At 31.6% G+C, this 14,303-nt stretch carries 18 protein-coding genes and 1 riboswitch; of the genes, 17 read left to right on the top strand and 1 reads right to left on the bottom strand.

The window, feature by feature from the left end:
- Window positions 1-282 precede the first annotated feature (282 nt).
- Window positions 283-1,434 (bottom strand): collagen-like domain-containing protein, encoded by a 1,152-nt coding sequence (locus bsdtw1_RS23620; RefSeq protein ID WP_183277726.1) that lies wholly within the window; start codon window positions 1,432-1,434, stop codon window positions 283-285.
- A 298-nt stretch (window positions 1,435-1,732) separates the two neighbouring features.
- Between bsdtw1_RS23620 and bsdtw1_RS11605 the strand changes: the two genes are divergently transcribed.
- The 17 genes from bsdtw1_RS11605 (at window position 1,733) to bsdtw1_RS11525 (ending at window position 14,302) form a co-directional block, all read left to right on the top strand.
- Window positions 1,733-2,347 (top strand): hypothetical protein, encoded by a 615-nt coding sequence (locus tag bsdtw1_RS11605; RefSeq protein WP_183277725.1) that lies wholly within the window; start codon window positions 1,733-1,735, stop codon window positions 2,345-2,347.
- Window positions 2,348-2,423: 76 nt separating this feature from the next.
- Entirely contained in the window at window positions 2,424-3,503 is a 1,080-nt protein-coding gene (locus tag bsdtw1_RS11600) for a hypothetical protein (protein WP_183277724.1), read from the top strand.
- Window positions 3,504-3,616: 113 nt separating this feature from the next.
- Window positions 3,617-3,997, top strand: a complete 381-nt coding sequence (locus bsdtw1_RS11595) for a hypothetical protein (protein ID WP_244638158.1) — start codon at window positions 3,617-3,619, stop codon at window positions 3,995-3,997.
- Window positions 3,998-4,078: 81 nt separating this feature from the next.
- Window positions 4,079-4,606 (top strand): GNAT family N-acetyltransferase, encoded by a 528-nt coding sequence (locus tag bsdtw1_RS11590; protein ID WP_183277723.1) that lies wholly within the window; start codon window positions 4,079-4,081, stop codon window positions 4,604-4,606.
- 108 nt (window positions 4,607-4,714) lie between these two features.
- Window positions 4,715-5,326: a GNAT family N-acetyltransferase gene (locus bsdtw1_RS11585; protein WP_183277722.1), complete on the top strand. Its 612-nt coding sequence runs from the start codon at window positions 4,715-4,717 to the stop codon at window positions 5,324-5,326.
- A gap of 111 nt (window positions 5,327-5,437) precedes the next feature.
- Window positions 5,438-6,274: a class I SAM-dependent methyltransferase gene (locus bsdtw1_RS11580; RefSeq protein WP_183277721.1), complete on the top strand. Its 837-nt coding sequence runs from the start codon at window positions 5,438-5,440 to the stop codon at window positions 6,272-6,274.
- 227 nt (window positions 6,275-6,501) lie between these two features.
- Window positions 6,502-7,080, top strand: coding sequence for a DJ-1/PfpI family protein (locus bsdtw1_RS11575; protein ID WP_183277720.1), 579 nt, complete (start codon window positions 6,502-6,504; stop codon window positions 7,078-7,080).
- A gap of 65 nt (window positions 7,081-7,145) precedes the next feature.
- Window positions 7,146-7,646 (top strand): hypothetical protein, encoded by a 501-nt coding sequence (locus tag bsdtw1_RS11570; protein ID WP_183277719.1) that lies wholly within the window; start codon window positions 7,146-7,148, stop codon window positions 7,644-7,646.
- Between the two features lie 361 nt (window positions 7,647-8,007).
- On the top strand, window positions 8,008-8,223 hold the full coding sequence (locus tag bsdtw1_RS11565; RefSeq protein WP_183277718.1) for a DUF4177 domain-containing protein: 216 nt from the start codon (window positions 8,008-8,010) through the stop codon (window positions 8,221-8,223).
- A gap of 33 nt (window positions 8,224-8,256) precedes the next feature.
- Window positions 8,257-9,054 carry a class I SAM-dependent methyltransferase gene (locus tag bsdtw1_RS11560; RefSeq protein ID WP_183277717.1) on the top strand — a complete coding sequence of 266 codons (798 nt, stop codon included), beginning with the start codon at window positions 8,257-8,259 and terminating at the stop codon, window positions 9,052-9,054.
- A 141-nt stretch (window positions 9,055-9,195) separates the two neighbouring features.
- Window positions 9,196-9,621 carry a hypothetical protein gene (locus tag bsdtw1_RS11555; RefSeq protein WP_183277716.1) on the top strand — a complete coding sequence of 142 codons (426 nt, stop codon included), beginning with the start codon at window positions 9,196-9,198 and terminating at the stop codon, window positions 9,619-9,621.
- 208 nt (window positions 9,622-9,829) lie between these two features.
- A riboswitch (guanidine-I (ykkC/yxkD leader) is annotated at window positions 9,830-9,924 on the top strand.
- An 86-nt stretch (window positions 9,925-10,010) separates the two neighbouring features.
- Window positions 10,011-10,439, top strand: coding sequence for an EamA family transporter (locus bsdtw1_RS11550; RefSeq protein WP_183277715.1), 429 nt, complete (start codon window positions 10,011-10,013; stop codon window positions 10,437-10,439).
- 152 nt (window positions 10,440-10,591) lie between these two features.
- Window positions 10,592-11,299 (top strand): B3/B4 domain-containing protein, encoded by a 708-nt coding sequence (locus bsdtw1_RS11545; RefSeq protein WP_183277714.1) that lies wholly within the window; start codon window positions 10,592-10,594, stop codon window positions 11,297-11,299.
- Window positions 11,300-11,315: 16 nt separating this feature from the next.
- Window positions 11,316-11,834, top strand: coding sequence for a GNAT family N-acetyltransferase (locus tag bsdtw1_RS11540; RefSeq protein ID WP_183277713.1), 519 nt, complete (start codon window positions 11,316-11,318; stop codon window positions 11,832-11,834).
- Between the two features lie 322 nt (window positions 11,835-12,156).
- The gene (locus tag bsdtw1_RS11535; protein WP_183277712.1) at window positions 12,157-12,681 is read left to right on the top strand and encodes a GNAT family N-acetyltransferase; all 525 of its coding nucleotides are present in this window, start codon (window positions 12,157-12,159) and stop codon (window positions 12,679-12,681) included.
- Between the two features lie 135 nt (window positions 12,682-12,816).
- Entirely contained in the window at window positions 12,817-13,659 is an 843-nt protein-coding gene (locus tag bsdtw1_RS11530; RefSeq protein ID WP_183277711.1) for an MBL fold metallo-hydrolase, read from the top strand.
- 37 nt (window positions 13,660-13,696) lie between these two features.
- Window positions 13,697-14,302 (top strand): Type 1 glutamine amidotransferase-like domain-containing protein, encoded by a 606-nt coding sequence (locus tag bsdtw1_RS11525; RefSeq protein WP_183277710.1) that lies wholly within the window; start codon window positions 13,697-13,699, stop codon window positions 14,300-14,302.
- The last annotated feature ends 1 nt before the right edge of the window (window position 14,303 follow it).

The following is a 14,303-nucleotide window of genomic DNA, read 5'->3' as shown; positions in this document are numbered from 1 at the left end:
ACTCTTTGATGGTGGCTAAATTTGCTCAGAAACAAATTTAGCTACTGTCTTTTTATATAATCAAATAATAACTTTTGGAGTAATATAAAGTTTAGGTGTAATTATAATGACGGACAAATTTTTAAAACTTCTGATCAGAACTAAGCTGAATTTGAAAATATAAGTTCAATTATGAGGTGGTACATCTATATAAAAGCAATGAAAGGGTGCATTGTAATCAACATGCACCCTCTTAATATTAAATGAATTAGATTTTATATTATATTTTCAGAAATGAGTTTGTTAAATTATTGTATTAAAGTATACGTTCCTAATGCTGCAAATAGATATAATATATACTTTTGCTGGAGTTGATCCTTGGGTCTTTACTTTAATAAGACCTTTTCCATACCCTACTAATATTAAATTAACAAGCTCGCTGTCAAAATTATTTTCTGTTAAAGTCAAATTAAATTGTATAGGAGTAGGTATTGAAAAAATATCTTCAAATAAATCCATAAGATCCTTTGTTGTTTCACAACACTCTGTTTCGTAGAATGGAGGGAATTTGTAGTCATTCAGAAATTGACCGATTTCTGTTGTTAAGTCACTAGAAATACCTGAAACATAGCGAATTGGAATTATATTACTTTTGCTATTAGGAAGATCTAATATATTATCAATGATATTAATTAATGATGGATGAGGTTGATCTAAAGGTATAAATACATTATTGAATTGTGAGTCTTCAATAGCTTCACTAGCTAAGCCAATTACGGCTTGAGGAGCATTAGGACTAGTTATTCCGCCAGAACCTAATATTTGGTTTTGCTTAACTGACACGTCTTTTAATAATCGTTCCAAAGGTTTAGTACAACACTTATCATAACATGGACCTACTGGTCCAATAGGTCCAACTGGCCCCGCAGGTCCTGTTGGTCCCATAGGTCCTACTGGACCTTCGCATTGACAGCAACATCCAGCAGGGCCTTGAGGACCCATAGGACCAGGATCACCTTTAGGCCCCATAGGACCTTGGATACCTTGCTGACCTGGTATTCCAGGATCGCCTTTAGGGCCCATAGGACCAGAATCACCTTTGTCACCTTTAGGACCTTGAATACCTTGCTGACCTGGTATTCCAGTATCACCTTTAGGGCCTACAGAGCCAGGGTCACCTTTGTCACCTTTAGGACCTTGAACTCCTTGCTGACCTGGTATTCCAGGATCGCCTTTAGGACCCATAGGGCCAGAATCCCCTTTAGGGCCAACTGGACCAAGATCGCCTTTGTCACCTTTAGGACCTTGAATTCCCTGCTGACCTGGTATTCCAGGATCACCTTTAGGGCCTTGGATTCCTTGAGGACCTACAGGTCCAGGAATACAGCAACAACATTTTTTATTTGATGAGGAGCTACAATCCTCATCATGAAAACAATCTATATGATCAGACATAATATGCCTCCTAAATTTAACTTTAGTACATAGTATGATTTATTCGCAAGAATTGTGTGTTTTAGACAAATTTTTTGCAATCTAAAATGAGTATATTCTGTTTTTAGACTTTAGAAGTAAAATCCTGCTTAATAAATATAGTTTAAAATACGTAAATGTCTTTATATATTGGATAATTATCTGAAGATACTGGGAAATCATTTATATGGTATAGATATTACAGTATAAAGTGTAATATAATTACAGTTGTAAAATAAATACAAATGGATATTAGATACTTGAGGTGTAGGAGAGAATTATGAATAAAAAAATAGGAATGTATTCAGCTATTGTCACATTAATTGGAGTGGTTGGATTTGCAGTATCAATGATTTTAGGAAACGATGGAGGAGGTTATCTTTTCAGTCTTTTTATTTCATGGGGATTTGTTCCTATGATATGTTCCTTTTCTGCAATAGGTGCTAAAGCAAATAAAGCTGCAGGATATACGGCCATTGCCTTTTCTTCTGTATATGCAGTACTAGTTGGAATAGTCTATTTTGCACAGTTAACAACTATTAGATTAACTAAATTGAATGAACAAGCTCTTGCTATATTAAATTATAAGAACCTTGGTAGTTTATTTTTTAACTATGATTTATTTGGCTATGCCTTCATGGCTCTATCAACATTTTTTATATCTTTCACCATAGAAACTAAGAACAAAAAAGACAAATGGCTAAAAATACTTCTGTTAGCTCATGGAGTTTTTGCAGTGTCTTGTGTGGTAATGCCAATACTTGGTGTTTTTAGTGGAAGTACTGGATCTGGGAATACCAGCGGAGTTATAGCATTAGAATTTTGGTGTGCTTATTTTATTCCTATATGTGTATTGTCTTATCAATATTTCAAAGATAATAAAGAAGAGAATTAGTTATTTTCACTGTAAAGTAAACTATTTATATAAGTGGGAATTTGATTAAATAGAAATAAAAAAAGAGGTGTATACAATGGCGGTTTTAATTAAGCCATGCTTTATCTATGATATGTTATGTTATGCTGGACAAAGATTTTTCGAGCTTGGTGAATATTACTTAGAGGAGCAAAAAGACCTAATTTATAAAACCAATAAAGAGCTAGAAAAGTATAGTATAGAAGACTTTAATCGCAATGGACCTAGCATGTCGTCAATGTGCATGGTACTTAGTTGTCTTACTGACAATAAAGATATAGAAAAGTTAACCATAAAAGATCTTATAGAAATTATAAACCATCCAGAAAATTTATCACCAGTGGTAAATGAACGATTAAAGGATAATGATTTTTTACTTAAGGATGTTAAATACACGATAAAATGGCTTGAAGAAGGAGGATCTGCTGGGTATGTTAAACTTCTGGAAGCATTAGATAAAATTAATTTCTATGAGACCTGGATAGATGAGGCATTGCCTAGAGCTAAAGAAGAGTGTGTAAAACTAAATAATAAGATAGGCCAATATAATTTAGATAATATTTTTGGAGACATACTCAAGTTAAGGAATGAAGATAGGATTGATGATGTTAATATATTTGTATCTTTCTTCAGTCATCCAGTATGTTTCAGTTTATACAATAAGAGCTTTTTAAGCAGCTGTCTATCAGACTTTGTAGATGGTAAAATGTTTGTTCAGATTATTGCCCATGAATTAATGCACGGCTTTTCAAATAATGAAAGAATTAATATCTTAAGAGAACTTATTAATAAAGATGATTTTCTTAAGAAGACCTACAATACCTTAGTTGAAAAGTATTCTGGAGCTGAAGAGGAGCAATTTGTAGTAGCAGCTGAGTATTATTTAGCTGTAATAAATGGATTGTCTACATATGACGAGATAATTGAAACAGCTAAACAAAGATATGGAGGCTGCATGCCCCTTTCATTGATTATTTTTAAATTGCTAATTCAGGAGAAATCAGCACCTATAAACTACAATCTTTGGCTTTCACAAAAGTTCAATTCTGGCTGTTTAAATGGTAATAGTATCGAAAAACAAGTTGAAGAAATAGCTCCAGGCTTTGTTAATTGCTATGAACAAAGTTTAGCTAACTAATAGTAAATAAACTACTTTATAGAATATCTCTACCATCAATTATTTAAGAAGCCCGAAAAGTATTTTAGAATAAAGTTCTAGTTAGAAGTATATAAGCTTAAGGGGATGTGATTATGTTAGTATGTCCAAAATGTAAATGTGAATACGAAGAGGGTTATACAGTTTGCAATGATTGTAACTGTGAGTTAGTTCGTGTACCTGAGGCTACTTATGAAAATGTACCTGCTAAAAGGACACAAGAGATAATCAGATTAGATAGAAGATCATTAACCTTCGGGGCTGTATTTGTTATAGGAATAATAATTTTAATCAGTAGCACAGGTTTAGCCGATACAGAAATGGCAATCATTATGAAGGCTCATGGAGGAAGTATGGACACTAGCTATTATTTGATTTATTTGGAACAGACTATAATAAAATATCGAACATTGGGCTGCATATTATCAGTACTTGGCGGTTTAGGTGTATTGATAAATACACGGATTAGAAAATGATATAAAAATCAAGGATTGGATGAGATCAAACGTTTTGTATATAAAGACCATTGAAGTTAAAAGCGATGAAAGGGGATACTCATGAAAACACCTATATTAGAAACTGATAGATTAATATTACGACCATTTTATATGGAAGATGCACAAGATGTATTTGAGTGTTGGGAAAGCGACCCTGATGTAGCAAAGTACATGTTTTGGGAAAGCCATAATGATATAAATAAAACTATTGATTGGGTAAGAGAAGAATTAAGTAAAATAGATGCTGATGATTGGTATAGGTGGGCAATTATATTAAAGGAAACTGGAGAGCTAGTAGGAACTGGATTGATATATGTTGATAAAGAATATTCAAAATTTGAAATAGCGTATAATTTAGGAAAAAAGGCATGGGGATCCGGATACACTGTAGAGGCAATGCTAGAAGTTATAAAATTTGCTAAAGAAGAATTAAGAGTAAAGGAAATAATGGGAAGACATGCAAAAGAAAATGCTGCCTCAGGAATAGTATTGGAAAAGTTAGGCTTTAAGTATATTAAAGACATACCATATGAATGTAACAGAGGTAAAAATATATATGATGGTAGAGAGTATATTTTAGAGTTGTAGAAAATTATAGAAAATGGAAATCTATATGGGAATTATTCGGGCTATTATAATGATAATATGTGGTCAACTAATACCTAATCAAAAAATAATTAGAAATATAGAAGTATAATGGGGGCTTTTACAATGGATATAGTAGTAAGAAATGAAGAAAAAAAGGATTATCATAGAGTGGAAGAAATTACAAGAGAGGCATTTTCCTATGCTGGAAGAATTGAACGTGGAGGAATTGGTTCTCCATATGAGCATTGGATGGTTAATGAATTGCGTAAACGAGATGGTATCAAAGAGTTAAGCCTTGTAGCTGAAGCAGATGGGCAGCTAGTTGGGCATATTATTTGTAGCAAAGCCAGTATTGAAACACCTGACGGAAGGATTATACATGTACTTAATTTTGGACCAATCAGTGTACTGCCCAAATATCAGCGTCTGGGAGTGGGAAAAGCCCTAATATACTCGATGATTGATAAAGCAAAAAGCCGTGACTATGGTGCGATAATGTTTTTTGGACGTCCAGAATACTATCCACAGTTTGGATTTATCGAAGCGGCTGAATATGGTGTAACAGACTGTAATGGGGAGAACTACTCAGCATTTATGGCAATGGAATTAATCAAAGGATACCTTGCTGATGTAAAGGGTGGCAAGTACTATGAATCAGATATTTATGACGATAGTAAAAATCGTGAAGCGGTTAAGGAGTTTGATAAAGCATTCAGGTAAAATTTAGTTTGTAGGAATAAATTCGAATTATATGATATAATTACCGGTAGATTGTTTTGATGGTAGTTAATTGCATATTATCTATAATTTATCTTTTGTGGAGGCGTAAAAATGGATTTAAGACTTACATTTAACGAAGTTGCGTCTGAGTATGATAGAATGCGACCATTGTATGTTAAGGAGTTGTTTGATGATGTAATAAAATATACAGACTTAGACAGCAGCAAAAAGGCACTTGAAATCGGTATCGGTACGGGGCAAGCTACATTACCTTTTTTGAAGAGTGGTTGCAGGGTGACTGCTATAGAACTAGGTAGCAAAATGGCAGAGTTTACAAAAAGGAAATTCTCTGAGTTTAAAAATTTTGATGTGATAAATGATGATTTTGAAAGTATTATACTTGAAAATAATGCTTATGACTTAATATATTCTGCTAGTGCTTTTCAGTGGATAAATCCACAAATAGGATATCCAAAAGTTTGTCAACTATTAAAAAGCGGAGGAGTGTTTGCAAAGTTTAGTCATTCACTTTATCAAGAAGAGGAATTTGCAGCTGTAGCCGCTGCAATGGACAAGGTTTACTATAAATACAGAAATGATTTTTACACTGATCCAAGGATAAGTTTAGATAAGGTACATGAAGGCTATAAAAAGGTGTTAACTTCTATGAATCCGCCTTCACCACACAACAAAGAAAGATGCCTAGACCATGCTAATTGGATTAAGCAATATGGATTTTCAGATGTAATATATAAGTGCTATCATCAAACATTAACATATGACTCTGAAAGATACGTAGAACTAATCAGTACTTACTGCGACCAGATTGCATTGCCAGAGAGCATAAGAATACAATTTGCGAAAGAAATAAAGGAAGCAATCGACAGCAACGGAGGAAAGTTTGGCCTTTCCGATACAATAGATTTGTATTTGGCTATAAAGTCTTAATTATACTTATATATAGAGTGGTACTTACTAAAAAAAAAAGCCTAGTGTTATGTATTAAATAAATGTTGGTGCTACCACCTAAAAGTACAAGCTTTAAAATATCAACATTTATTTAATACAGAAGCTAATAGTATAAAAATATATACATACAAAGAGTTTAATAAATCATTTAAAAAACAGAAATTGTTAGATTGCATATAAGAAATCTAAGCTGAGAGGGGTATGGCATGAAGAAAATATTAGTGTTTATTTTTGATAGAATGACAGATTATGAAATAACCTTTATTACTCACATATTGGGTGCAGGCGAAGGCAAAGAGATAATTACAATTGCATATGAAGATAAAATAATTAAAAGCCGTTCTGGATTTTTGTACAAACCAACAGCATTGGTAAAGGATGTATTAAACGAAGATGTAGAAGGGTTAATTATTTGTGGAGGCTGGTATGGAGACACAAGGCATGAACTAATACAATTAATTAACAATTTGAATTCAAAAGGAAAATTAATAGCTGGTATTTGTGGTGCAGGTACAATTTTTCTAGCAAAAGCAGGCATTCTTGATAATGTGAAGTACACTACCCCTGCTGTTGAATGGACTGAAAAACATATTGAAGTTTTTGGAGAAAAAGATCCTTTTCCAAGAGAAAACTTCGTTGAAGAAAGAGTTGTAAGAGACGGAAATATTATAACCGCCCAAGGAATAGCCTTTATTGATTTTGCCATTGAAATATGTGATTGGTTCAATATTTTTGAAAATCAAGAAGAAAGAGATAGCTTTACTAAAGATATTAAAGGATTATAAAGAAAATCTTATAAAAATAATATGTAATTCAGATAAAAAATATTAAAAAACGATTGAGGGTTAAGATGAAAAGAATAAATATTATATTAAGTTGCTTATTTATCTTATGTGTTATCATATCAGCCTATGTTGGATTCGCCATAGGTAATAATATCAAAAAAGATAGTAAGTTAATTGATTATTCTAATACCACATGGGCAAGTATCCATATAAAAACTATACAACATATGCCATCAGGTATTGCTTGCTCAATAACTCTAAAAAATAATAGCGACTATGTCATAAAACAAAATTCATTATATGTTAGATATACAATTACTGAGGGTAATAGTGCAAGAGCAAGTGAAGCTAAATTCGAAACAACAGGAAATAAATTAGATATTAAGCCAAATGAAGAGGTGCTACTATTTTGTTTTATCCCTTTGGAAAGTTATAAAGACAATAAAAATATAGATGTTACTAGGCTTCAGTATGAAATAAAAGGGTATTTAAATGAAGTTACTACATTAAATCATTTTACGCAAGCAGGGTATTTTCCAAAGGAAGAGCTTCAACCTAAAGAGTAAAAGAAGCTTTTTAAAACAAATAAAATTTGATGTCCATCAAAAACACTGCATTATTCACAATTGAACTATGTGGTGTTTTTTCGTCGCAATAAAAGACAATTTAGAAAGTGAAATATTCACAAAAAACTTTATTTGATGATAAACAATTAAGTAAACTATCTGCTCAGTGGATAAGATAATCCGATTATTTAATATAAATTTTAACAATTCTATGAAGGATGTTTTTATGTAACTAAATTGTATTATTTTGGACAGACTATATGCTATAATTTTGTATATTATAATATTTAAGTAAAATAATTCAAGTTAACAAAGTATGAATGTTATTAATTATATGATAAAGGTAATTAGGAGGAAGGGTATGCAAAAGTGGGAATATAAGATAATCACTTGTAAAAGAAATATAGGTTTTTTTTCAGATTATAAGTGGGATAAAGACATGCCATCACTTCTACCAGCACTTGGAGAAGAGGGATGGGAACTAGTAAATGTAGTAGCAGAATGCTCAGCATGGGGAGAGAATAATTCTGGAGCAACTACTGAGGAGAAATGGATTTTTAAAAGACTAAAGAGTTAAGAATGAAGTTCTATTATTATTGGAGGTGTGATCATGTCAATAATGGATAAGGTTGAAAATGTGAAAGAACAGTATAAAGACGGTAATAATCTGGCCAAAAGAACTAATCTACATGTTAAACATAGTACAAATAAGCAAGGCTTTGTACCTTGGCTTTTTGAAAAATATGAATTTTCCAAGGGCTATCGCATACTTGAATTAGGCTGTGGAAACGGAACACAATGGGAGAATAGAATTCATATACTGCCAGAGGACTGTACCTTGGTTTTATCGGACTTCTCAGAAGGAATGGTGAAAGTAGTTTGGGATAAGTATTCTGGTCAGAAGAATATGTTGGCGCAGAAGTTAGATATTCAGAATATCCCTTTTCCTGATAATTGTTTTGATATCATAATAGCTAATCACATGTTGTATCATGTTCCAAATTTACCTAAGGCTCTTTCTGAAGTAAAAAGGGTATTAAAAAATGGCGGTAAATTCTATGCGGCAACCAACGGTGACGGCGGCATGAGAACCTATCTACGTGATGCTTTTAAGAAGGTTAACCAAAATCTAAATTCTTTTACAAAGGAACTCTCTTTTACTCTACAAAATGGACAGGATTTGTTAGAAAAGTATTTTGATGATGTCCAAAGACACGATTACGAAGATTCACTATCTATCACAGAAACACAGGATTTAATAGACTGGTTAGAATCTACAGTAACGATAGCAACTTATTCTAAGAATGATTTGAATGGCTTTTATGATTATTTTGAAGCAATAAGACAAAAAGAGGGGGCTATCAATATTCATAAAGAAGCAGGACTGTTCATATCCACTAAGTTATAAGCTTGTACGAAATTCAAAAAAATCTAGATATATTAGGGTTCATAAGATTATAGTTAGGAAAGATGTGAGATTCTATGGAATGTTTTTGTAAAGAAGAAGGTTTTAATTTAAGTTAAGAGTAATTGGATCTTAGGAGGATTTATGAAAAAGGTAACAAATGCCCTTGTTAAAGCGCTATTTTTAAGTTTATGCAGCATATTTTATTTCTTGGAATTCTTTTTTTACTATGTTTTCACCTCTCCAGTTGATCCAGGCTTTGAAGAAAATCAAGTTGGGGATTTAAGAGTTATGCTGATTTTATGCATTATAAAACTAGCGATTATCATAGGATACATCTTAATTTTAAATAAGTTAAAATTAGAATACTTAAATAGCTATATTTTGATTTTTTTCTTTTCTATAGCTGCAGTTGGGGTTGTTTTGCCGACGATCCAGTATACTCATGACTTAAATATAATTGTGGCTATGAGAATTTTCATACCAATTATACTCAATGTATCAATTGCCACTGTATTAGGACTTAATTTATGGAAGATTTTGCGTTTAGCCAAAGTGCAGAGTAAATAGATATAAAATTATTTGAAATAAATTCGTTAATAATGCTATTTAAAATTTAAATCAATCGGACAAAAACGCTTTAGAACAACACATGTGAATAAATTGAGTTTTGCAGTGTTTTTATTTTTAAGTGAGAAAATATTCAGTTGACGTAGCCCTGCTATTATGCTAAATTGAATTAAGTAAGTTGCAAATTACGAATTATAAAACTTTATATATTTTAGTTTTCTAGGGTTCCGCAGTTATAGCTGGCTGGTCCGAGAGAAAACGCACAGTTAAATGTGTACACGGAAGGACAAAAGCCTGGGAGATATTTTTAAAATATTTCCTTAGGCTTTTTTTATTTTTATTTATTTTAGAACAACACTGAAAAGTTAGAAAAGATAGGAGTGATATAGATGAGATTTCAGTATACCCCGATTTTTTTAGTGATTTTATCTAGCTTATGTTATCATTTATTTCAAAAATCAACACCGGCAAATATAAATCCTATTGCTGCATTAATTATCACATATGCATGTGCATTAGTTGTATCTATTGTAGCTTTCTTTATCCTTGCACCTAAGACAAACTTAATTCAATCACTTGGGGATGCAAATTGGGCAAGTTTTTTCTTAGGACTAGCTATTGTCGGCATAGAACTAGGATTTTTATTGGTTTATAGATCGGGATGGAATATAGGTTCTGCAAGTCTTTTGTCAAATACCTTTGTGGCAATTTTACTTATCCCAATAGGTTTGCTATTTTATAAGGAGAAGATTTCCCTAACAACCATTGCAGGCGTTATATTATGCATAAGTGGATTAATACTTATATCAAAAAAATAATAATTGTGTCAGTAAACTTTTATTGTAGGAATTAGCTAAAAGTTTCTAGGTATAATAATTCTATGGCTTTTAAGCTTGCAGTTAGTAAGAATCAGTTGTTCAAACTGTTTTATAAATATTAATAATCAAATGATACGAGGAGGAACAAAACTATGAAAAAATTTGTAGTTGAAGATGATTTTTGGAGCTTATTTCCCAATGCTAGGATAGGAGTTGTTGTATGTAATGATATAGATAACTCTATAAAAGATAAAGACAAATATAAGGATATGATTTTTAATTCCGAAAAGGAAGCTTTAAAATATTTGCAAAATCCAGAGTTTAGCAGTAATGAAGTTATAAAGGTATGGAGAGAAGCCTTCCAAAAGTTTAAAACAAAAAAAGGGGCAAGATCATCTATTGAGGCTTTACTTAAGAGAGTGAACAATGGGAACCATCTAGGTACTATTAATCCCTTAGTTGATATTTATAACGGTATTTCCTTAAGGTATGCATTGCCTTGTGGTGGCGAAGATATTGACACTTTTGCTGGTGATATAAGACTTACTAAAGCAGTTGGAGATGAAGATTTTATTACCTTAGGAACAGATAAAAGCGAACCACCATATGAAGGTGAAATAATATATAAAGATAACGACGGTGCTATCTGCAGGTGCTGGAACTGGCGTGAATCAGTAAGAACCATGCTTACTGAAGATACAAGAAATGCTTTTTTGTGCATTGAACTCACTGATGAAAAAAGAGAAGAAGAGTTTGAAAATGCTCTAAATGATTTAGCAAAAACTGTGCAGGAGGAATTAGGCGGAACATGTAAAGCATCAATTCTTGATATAGATAATAAACAAGTGACAATAGAGTAGTGGAGGGATAAATCTTATGGAAAACTTTTTGATTAAAGAATGTGGTTTAAAAGAAGTAGAAAAAATTAAATATATAGGTGAAAAAACCTTTTATGAAACCTTCGCAAATGAAAATACAGAAGAAGATATGGAGAACTATTTAAGAGAAAATTTCTCTTATGAGCAAGTTGAAAGTGAAGTGAAAAATAGTTCTTCAAGATTTTACATAGTTGAAAATAATGAAGAAGTAGTTGCATACATGAAAGTTAATTTTGACAAGGCACAAACAGAGGAAGGGCACGAAAATAGCTTAGAAGTGCAAAGAATCTATGTATTGCAGCAGTGCAAAGGTAAGCAGATTGGTAAGAGATTAATACAAAAAGCTATAGAGCTTGGAAGTGAAATTAACCTAAATTATGTTTGGCTAGGGGTATGGGAACATAATGTAAATGCAATAAGATTTTATGAGAAACTAGGATTTGAAAAGTTTGATACCCATATTTTCGTATTAGGTGATGATGAGCAGACAGATAATTTAATGAAATTAGTATTATAAGGTTAATCTATAAATAAGATACAAAGGCAATTTATATATAGGAGACACTTATTTTTGAACACCACATTTATTCAGAGTTGAATTATGTGGTGTTTTTGCGTTGCAAGATTAAAAAATGCTGTATAAATTATATAAGATAAGCTATAAGAACAATGTTTTTGAAAATTGAGGAGTGTGGAAAAAAGTAGAATTATAAGTGTCAATAAGCTATAGAGCTTGTGGAATAAATTGGTTTTAAATGATATAATTACAAGTAATTAAGTCGATGAAGCGAAGCAAATCTCAAATTGGACATATAAAGAATTAAGTATTGGAGATACATATGAAAGAAGTAAATGAAAAATCAGATTTTGTAATGTTAAGAAATACCAAGGAAAGCGATTTAGACTTTGTAATAGATTGTGAACGTAATCCCGATAATGCTCAATATATCGGGCAATGCACAAAAGAGCAGCATAGGGATTCATTATATCAGGAAGATATTCTGCATTTAATAGTTGAAGAAAAATCTACAAATAAACCTATCGGTTATGCAATTTTAGCAGGTATTATAAATTCAAATCAAAGTATCGAGTTAAGAAGAATTGTAATAGCAAGTAAAGGCAAAGGATTAGGAAGAGAAACACTAAAATTAATTAAAAAAGTTGCTTTCGAAAAATTAAATGCCCATAGGTTATGGCTTGATGTTAGATATAAAAATCAAAGAGCGCAAAGGATCTATAAATCAGAGGGATTTGTGGAGGAAGGAATATTAAGAGAATGTATCTTATATAATCAAAACTATGAGTCTTTAATAGTAATGTCAATTCTAAAAAATGAAGTTACCGAACTGAATTGTTTTGAATAAAGTACTTACCTTCATGAATAAAAGCTAAGTTTTAAATAGAAATAGTCAATTTTTATTACATTATAAAATAAATATTTTATAAGGATATAGAGTTCTATTGAAAAGGTAATAAACTATTACCACAAGGAGAAAACTATGAAGATTAGTATATTAATAGAAAACACAAAAAATAATACAAAAGATTTAATTTGTGAACGCGGTTTATCTATTTATATAGAGACAAATGGTAAACGCATACTTTTTGATACAGGGAAAAGTGGCAATTTTATATCAAATGCAAATAATATGGGTATTGATTTAAAGCACATTGATGCTGCAATACTTTCACATGGGCACCATGACCATGGTGGAGGGCTTTTATCATTTTTACAGATAAATAATAAGTCAAGAGTATACGCTAAAAGAGCAGTGGACAGAGATTTCTATTTTCGTACAATGTTATTTAGCAGTAGTATTGGAATCAATAAAAAAATGTTTAATGAGTACCTAGATAGAATCAATTACATTGATGAATTTACTGAAATAATAGATAACGTATATATCATTACTGATATAGAAAAAAGACATAAGATCCCGAAAGGCAACAAATATCTATTCGTTAAAGATGGAGATAGATTAATTAATGATAAATTTGAGCATGAACTAATTATGGTTATTAGAGAAAAAGATGATTTAACTATTTTTACTGGTTGCTCACACAATGGTACTGTTAATATGATCGATGCTGTGAGAAATAGATTTCCAGACTTAAAAATTAAAGCAATAGTTGGTGGGTTTCACTTAGTTAGATTTCCCTTAGTAAATTCATTAACCCCATCGGAAGAAGAAATCAATTTACTTTTAAAGAAAATACAAGAGGAAGATATAAAGGAAGTTTATACGGGTCATTGTACCGGAGAAAAGGCATTTAAGAAACTAGAAAGTGCTCTGTGTAGCAATGTCACATACATAAGAACAGGAATGGAGTTTAATATATAGCTACATTATTTTGAGATAAATAATAGGGGATGATAGTATGCTGATTTTAACTTCTAATGGATTGTCATCAGACAACATTATTAAAAAAATGAAGGAATACTGTGTTTCTCTATCTAAGGCAGTGATAGTTACAACTGCATCTGCTGAATATAAGGAAAATGATTGGCATGTTCCACGGTTGACTGAAGAATTAAAGTCACTAGGTTTACTTGTAGATTACTTTGATTTTGATTGTCAAAATCCACAGTTATTATTGAATTATGATGTTATTGAAATAAACGGTGGTAATCCATTTTATTTGTTGAATTCTATGAAAAAAGCAAACTGTGAGGATATCATGGGAAAATTGATTCGAGAGAAGATAGTTGTTGGCGTAAGTGCCGGTTCTATCGTATTGCAAAATAATATAAATTTAATTGCTCAGTATAGTCCAGAATTAAATTATAATGTTAATCTAACGGATTTATCAGGGTTTGGATTTTCTCCTATCGAATTATTACCTCATTATAGTAGGTTTATAACAAAGTTTGAGAGATTTGAGGAGATAGCGAAAGAATACGAGACTACTAACAATTGCAAGGTAATAAGGATTGATGATGGACAAGCAGTTATAGTGGATTCCAGGGATTATTGGATGATTTAAA

Origin of the sequence: Clostridium fungisolvens (assembly GCF_014193895.1) — a bacterium.
GTDB lineage: Bacteria > Bacillota > Clostridia > Clostridiales > Clostridiaceae > Clostridium_AR > Clostridium_AR fungisolvens.
The sequence above is the reverse complement of the archived record's forward strand: the minus strand, read 5'-3'. Positions and strand labels throughout refer to the sequence as shown.

What these genes read in the sequence shown, in the direction of transcription:
- bsdtw1_RS23620 (WP_183277726.1), bottom strand. Translation starts at nt 1,434, where the DNA reads ATGTCTGATCATATAGATTGTTTTCATGATGAGGATTGTAGCTCCTCA.
- bsdtw1_RS11605 (WP_183277725.1), top strand. Translation starts at nt 1,733, where the DNA reads ATGAATAAAAAAATAGGAATGTATTCAGCTATTGTCACATTAATTGGA.
- bsdtw1_RS11600 (WP_183277724.1), top strand. Translation starts at nt 2,424, where the DNA reads ATGGCGGTTTTAATTAAGCCATGCTTTATCTATGATATGTTATGTTAT.
- bsdtw1_RS11595 (WP_244638158.1), top strand. Translation starts at nt 3,617, where the DNA reads ATGTTAGTATGTCCAAAATGTAAATGTGAATACGAAGAGGGTTATACA.
- bsdtw1_RS11590 (WP_183277723.1), top strand. Translation starts at nt 4,079, where the DNA reads ATGAAAACACCTATATTAGAAACTGATAGATTAATATTACGACCATTT.
- bsdtw1_RS11585 (WP_183277722.1), top strand. Translation starts at nt 4,715, where the DNA reads ATGGGGGCTTTTACAATGGATATAGTAGTAAGAAATGAAGAAAAAAAG.
- bsdtw1_RS11580 (WP_183277721.1), top strand. Translation starts at nt 5,438, where the DNA reads ATGGATTTAAGACTTACATTTAACGAAGTTGCGTCTGAGTATGATAGA.
- bsdtw1_RS11575 (WP_183277720.1), top strand. Translation starts at nt 6,502, where the DNA reads ATGAAGAAAATATTAGTGTTTATTTTTGATAGAATGACAGATTATGAA.
- bsdtw1_RS11570 (WP_183277719.1), top strand. Translation starts at nt 7,146, where the DNA reads ATGAAAAGAATAAATATTATATTAAGTTGCTTATTTATCTTATGTGTT.
- bsdtw1_RS11565 (WP_183277718.1), top strand. Translation starts at nt 8,008, where the DNA reads ATGCAAAAGTGGGAATATAAGATAATCACTTGTAAAAGAAATATAGGT.
- bsdtw1_RS11560 (WP_183277717.1), top strand. Translation starts at nt 8,257, where the DNA reads ATGTCAATAATGGATAAGGTTGAAAATGTGAAAGAACAGTATAAAGAC.
- bsdtw1_RS11555 (WP_183277716.1), top strand. Translation starts at nt 9,196, where the DNA reads ATGAAAAAGGTAACAAATGCCCTTGTTAAAGCGCTATTTTTAAGTTTA.
- bsdtw1_RS11550 (WP_183277715.1), top strand. Translation starts at nt 10,011, where the DNA reads ATGAGATTTCAGTATACCCCGATTTTTTTAGTGATTTTATCTAGCTTA.
- bsdtw1_RS11545 (WP_183277714.1), top strand. Translation starts at nt 10,592, where the DNA reads ATGAAAAAATTTGTAGTTGAAGATGATTTTTGGAGCTTATTTCCCAAT.
- bsdtw1_RS11540 (WP_183277713.1), top strand. Translation starts at nt 11,316, where the DNA reads ATGGAAAACTTTTTGATTAAAGAATGTGGTTTAAAAGAAGTAGAAAAA.
- bsdtw1_RS11535 (WP_183277712.1), top strand. Translation starts at nt 12,157, where the DNA reads ATGAAAGAAGTAAATGAAAAATCAGATTTTGTAATGTTAAGAAATACC.
- bsdtw1_RS11530 (WP_183277711.1), top strand. Translation starts at nt 12,817, where the DNA reads ATGAAGATTAGTATATTAATAGAAAACACAAAAAATAATACAAAAGAT.
- bsdtw1_RS11525 (WP_183277710.1), top strand. Translation starts at nt 13,697, where the DNA reads ATGCTGATTTTAACTTCTAATGGATTGTCATCAGACAACATTATTAAA.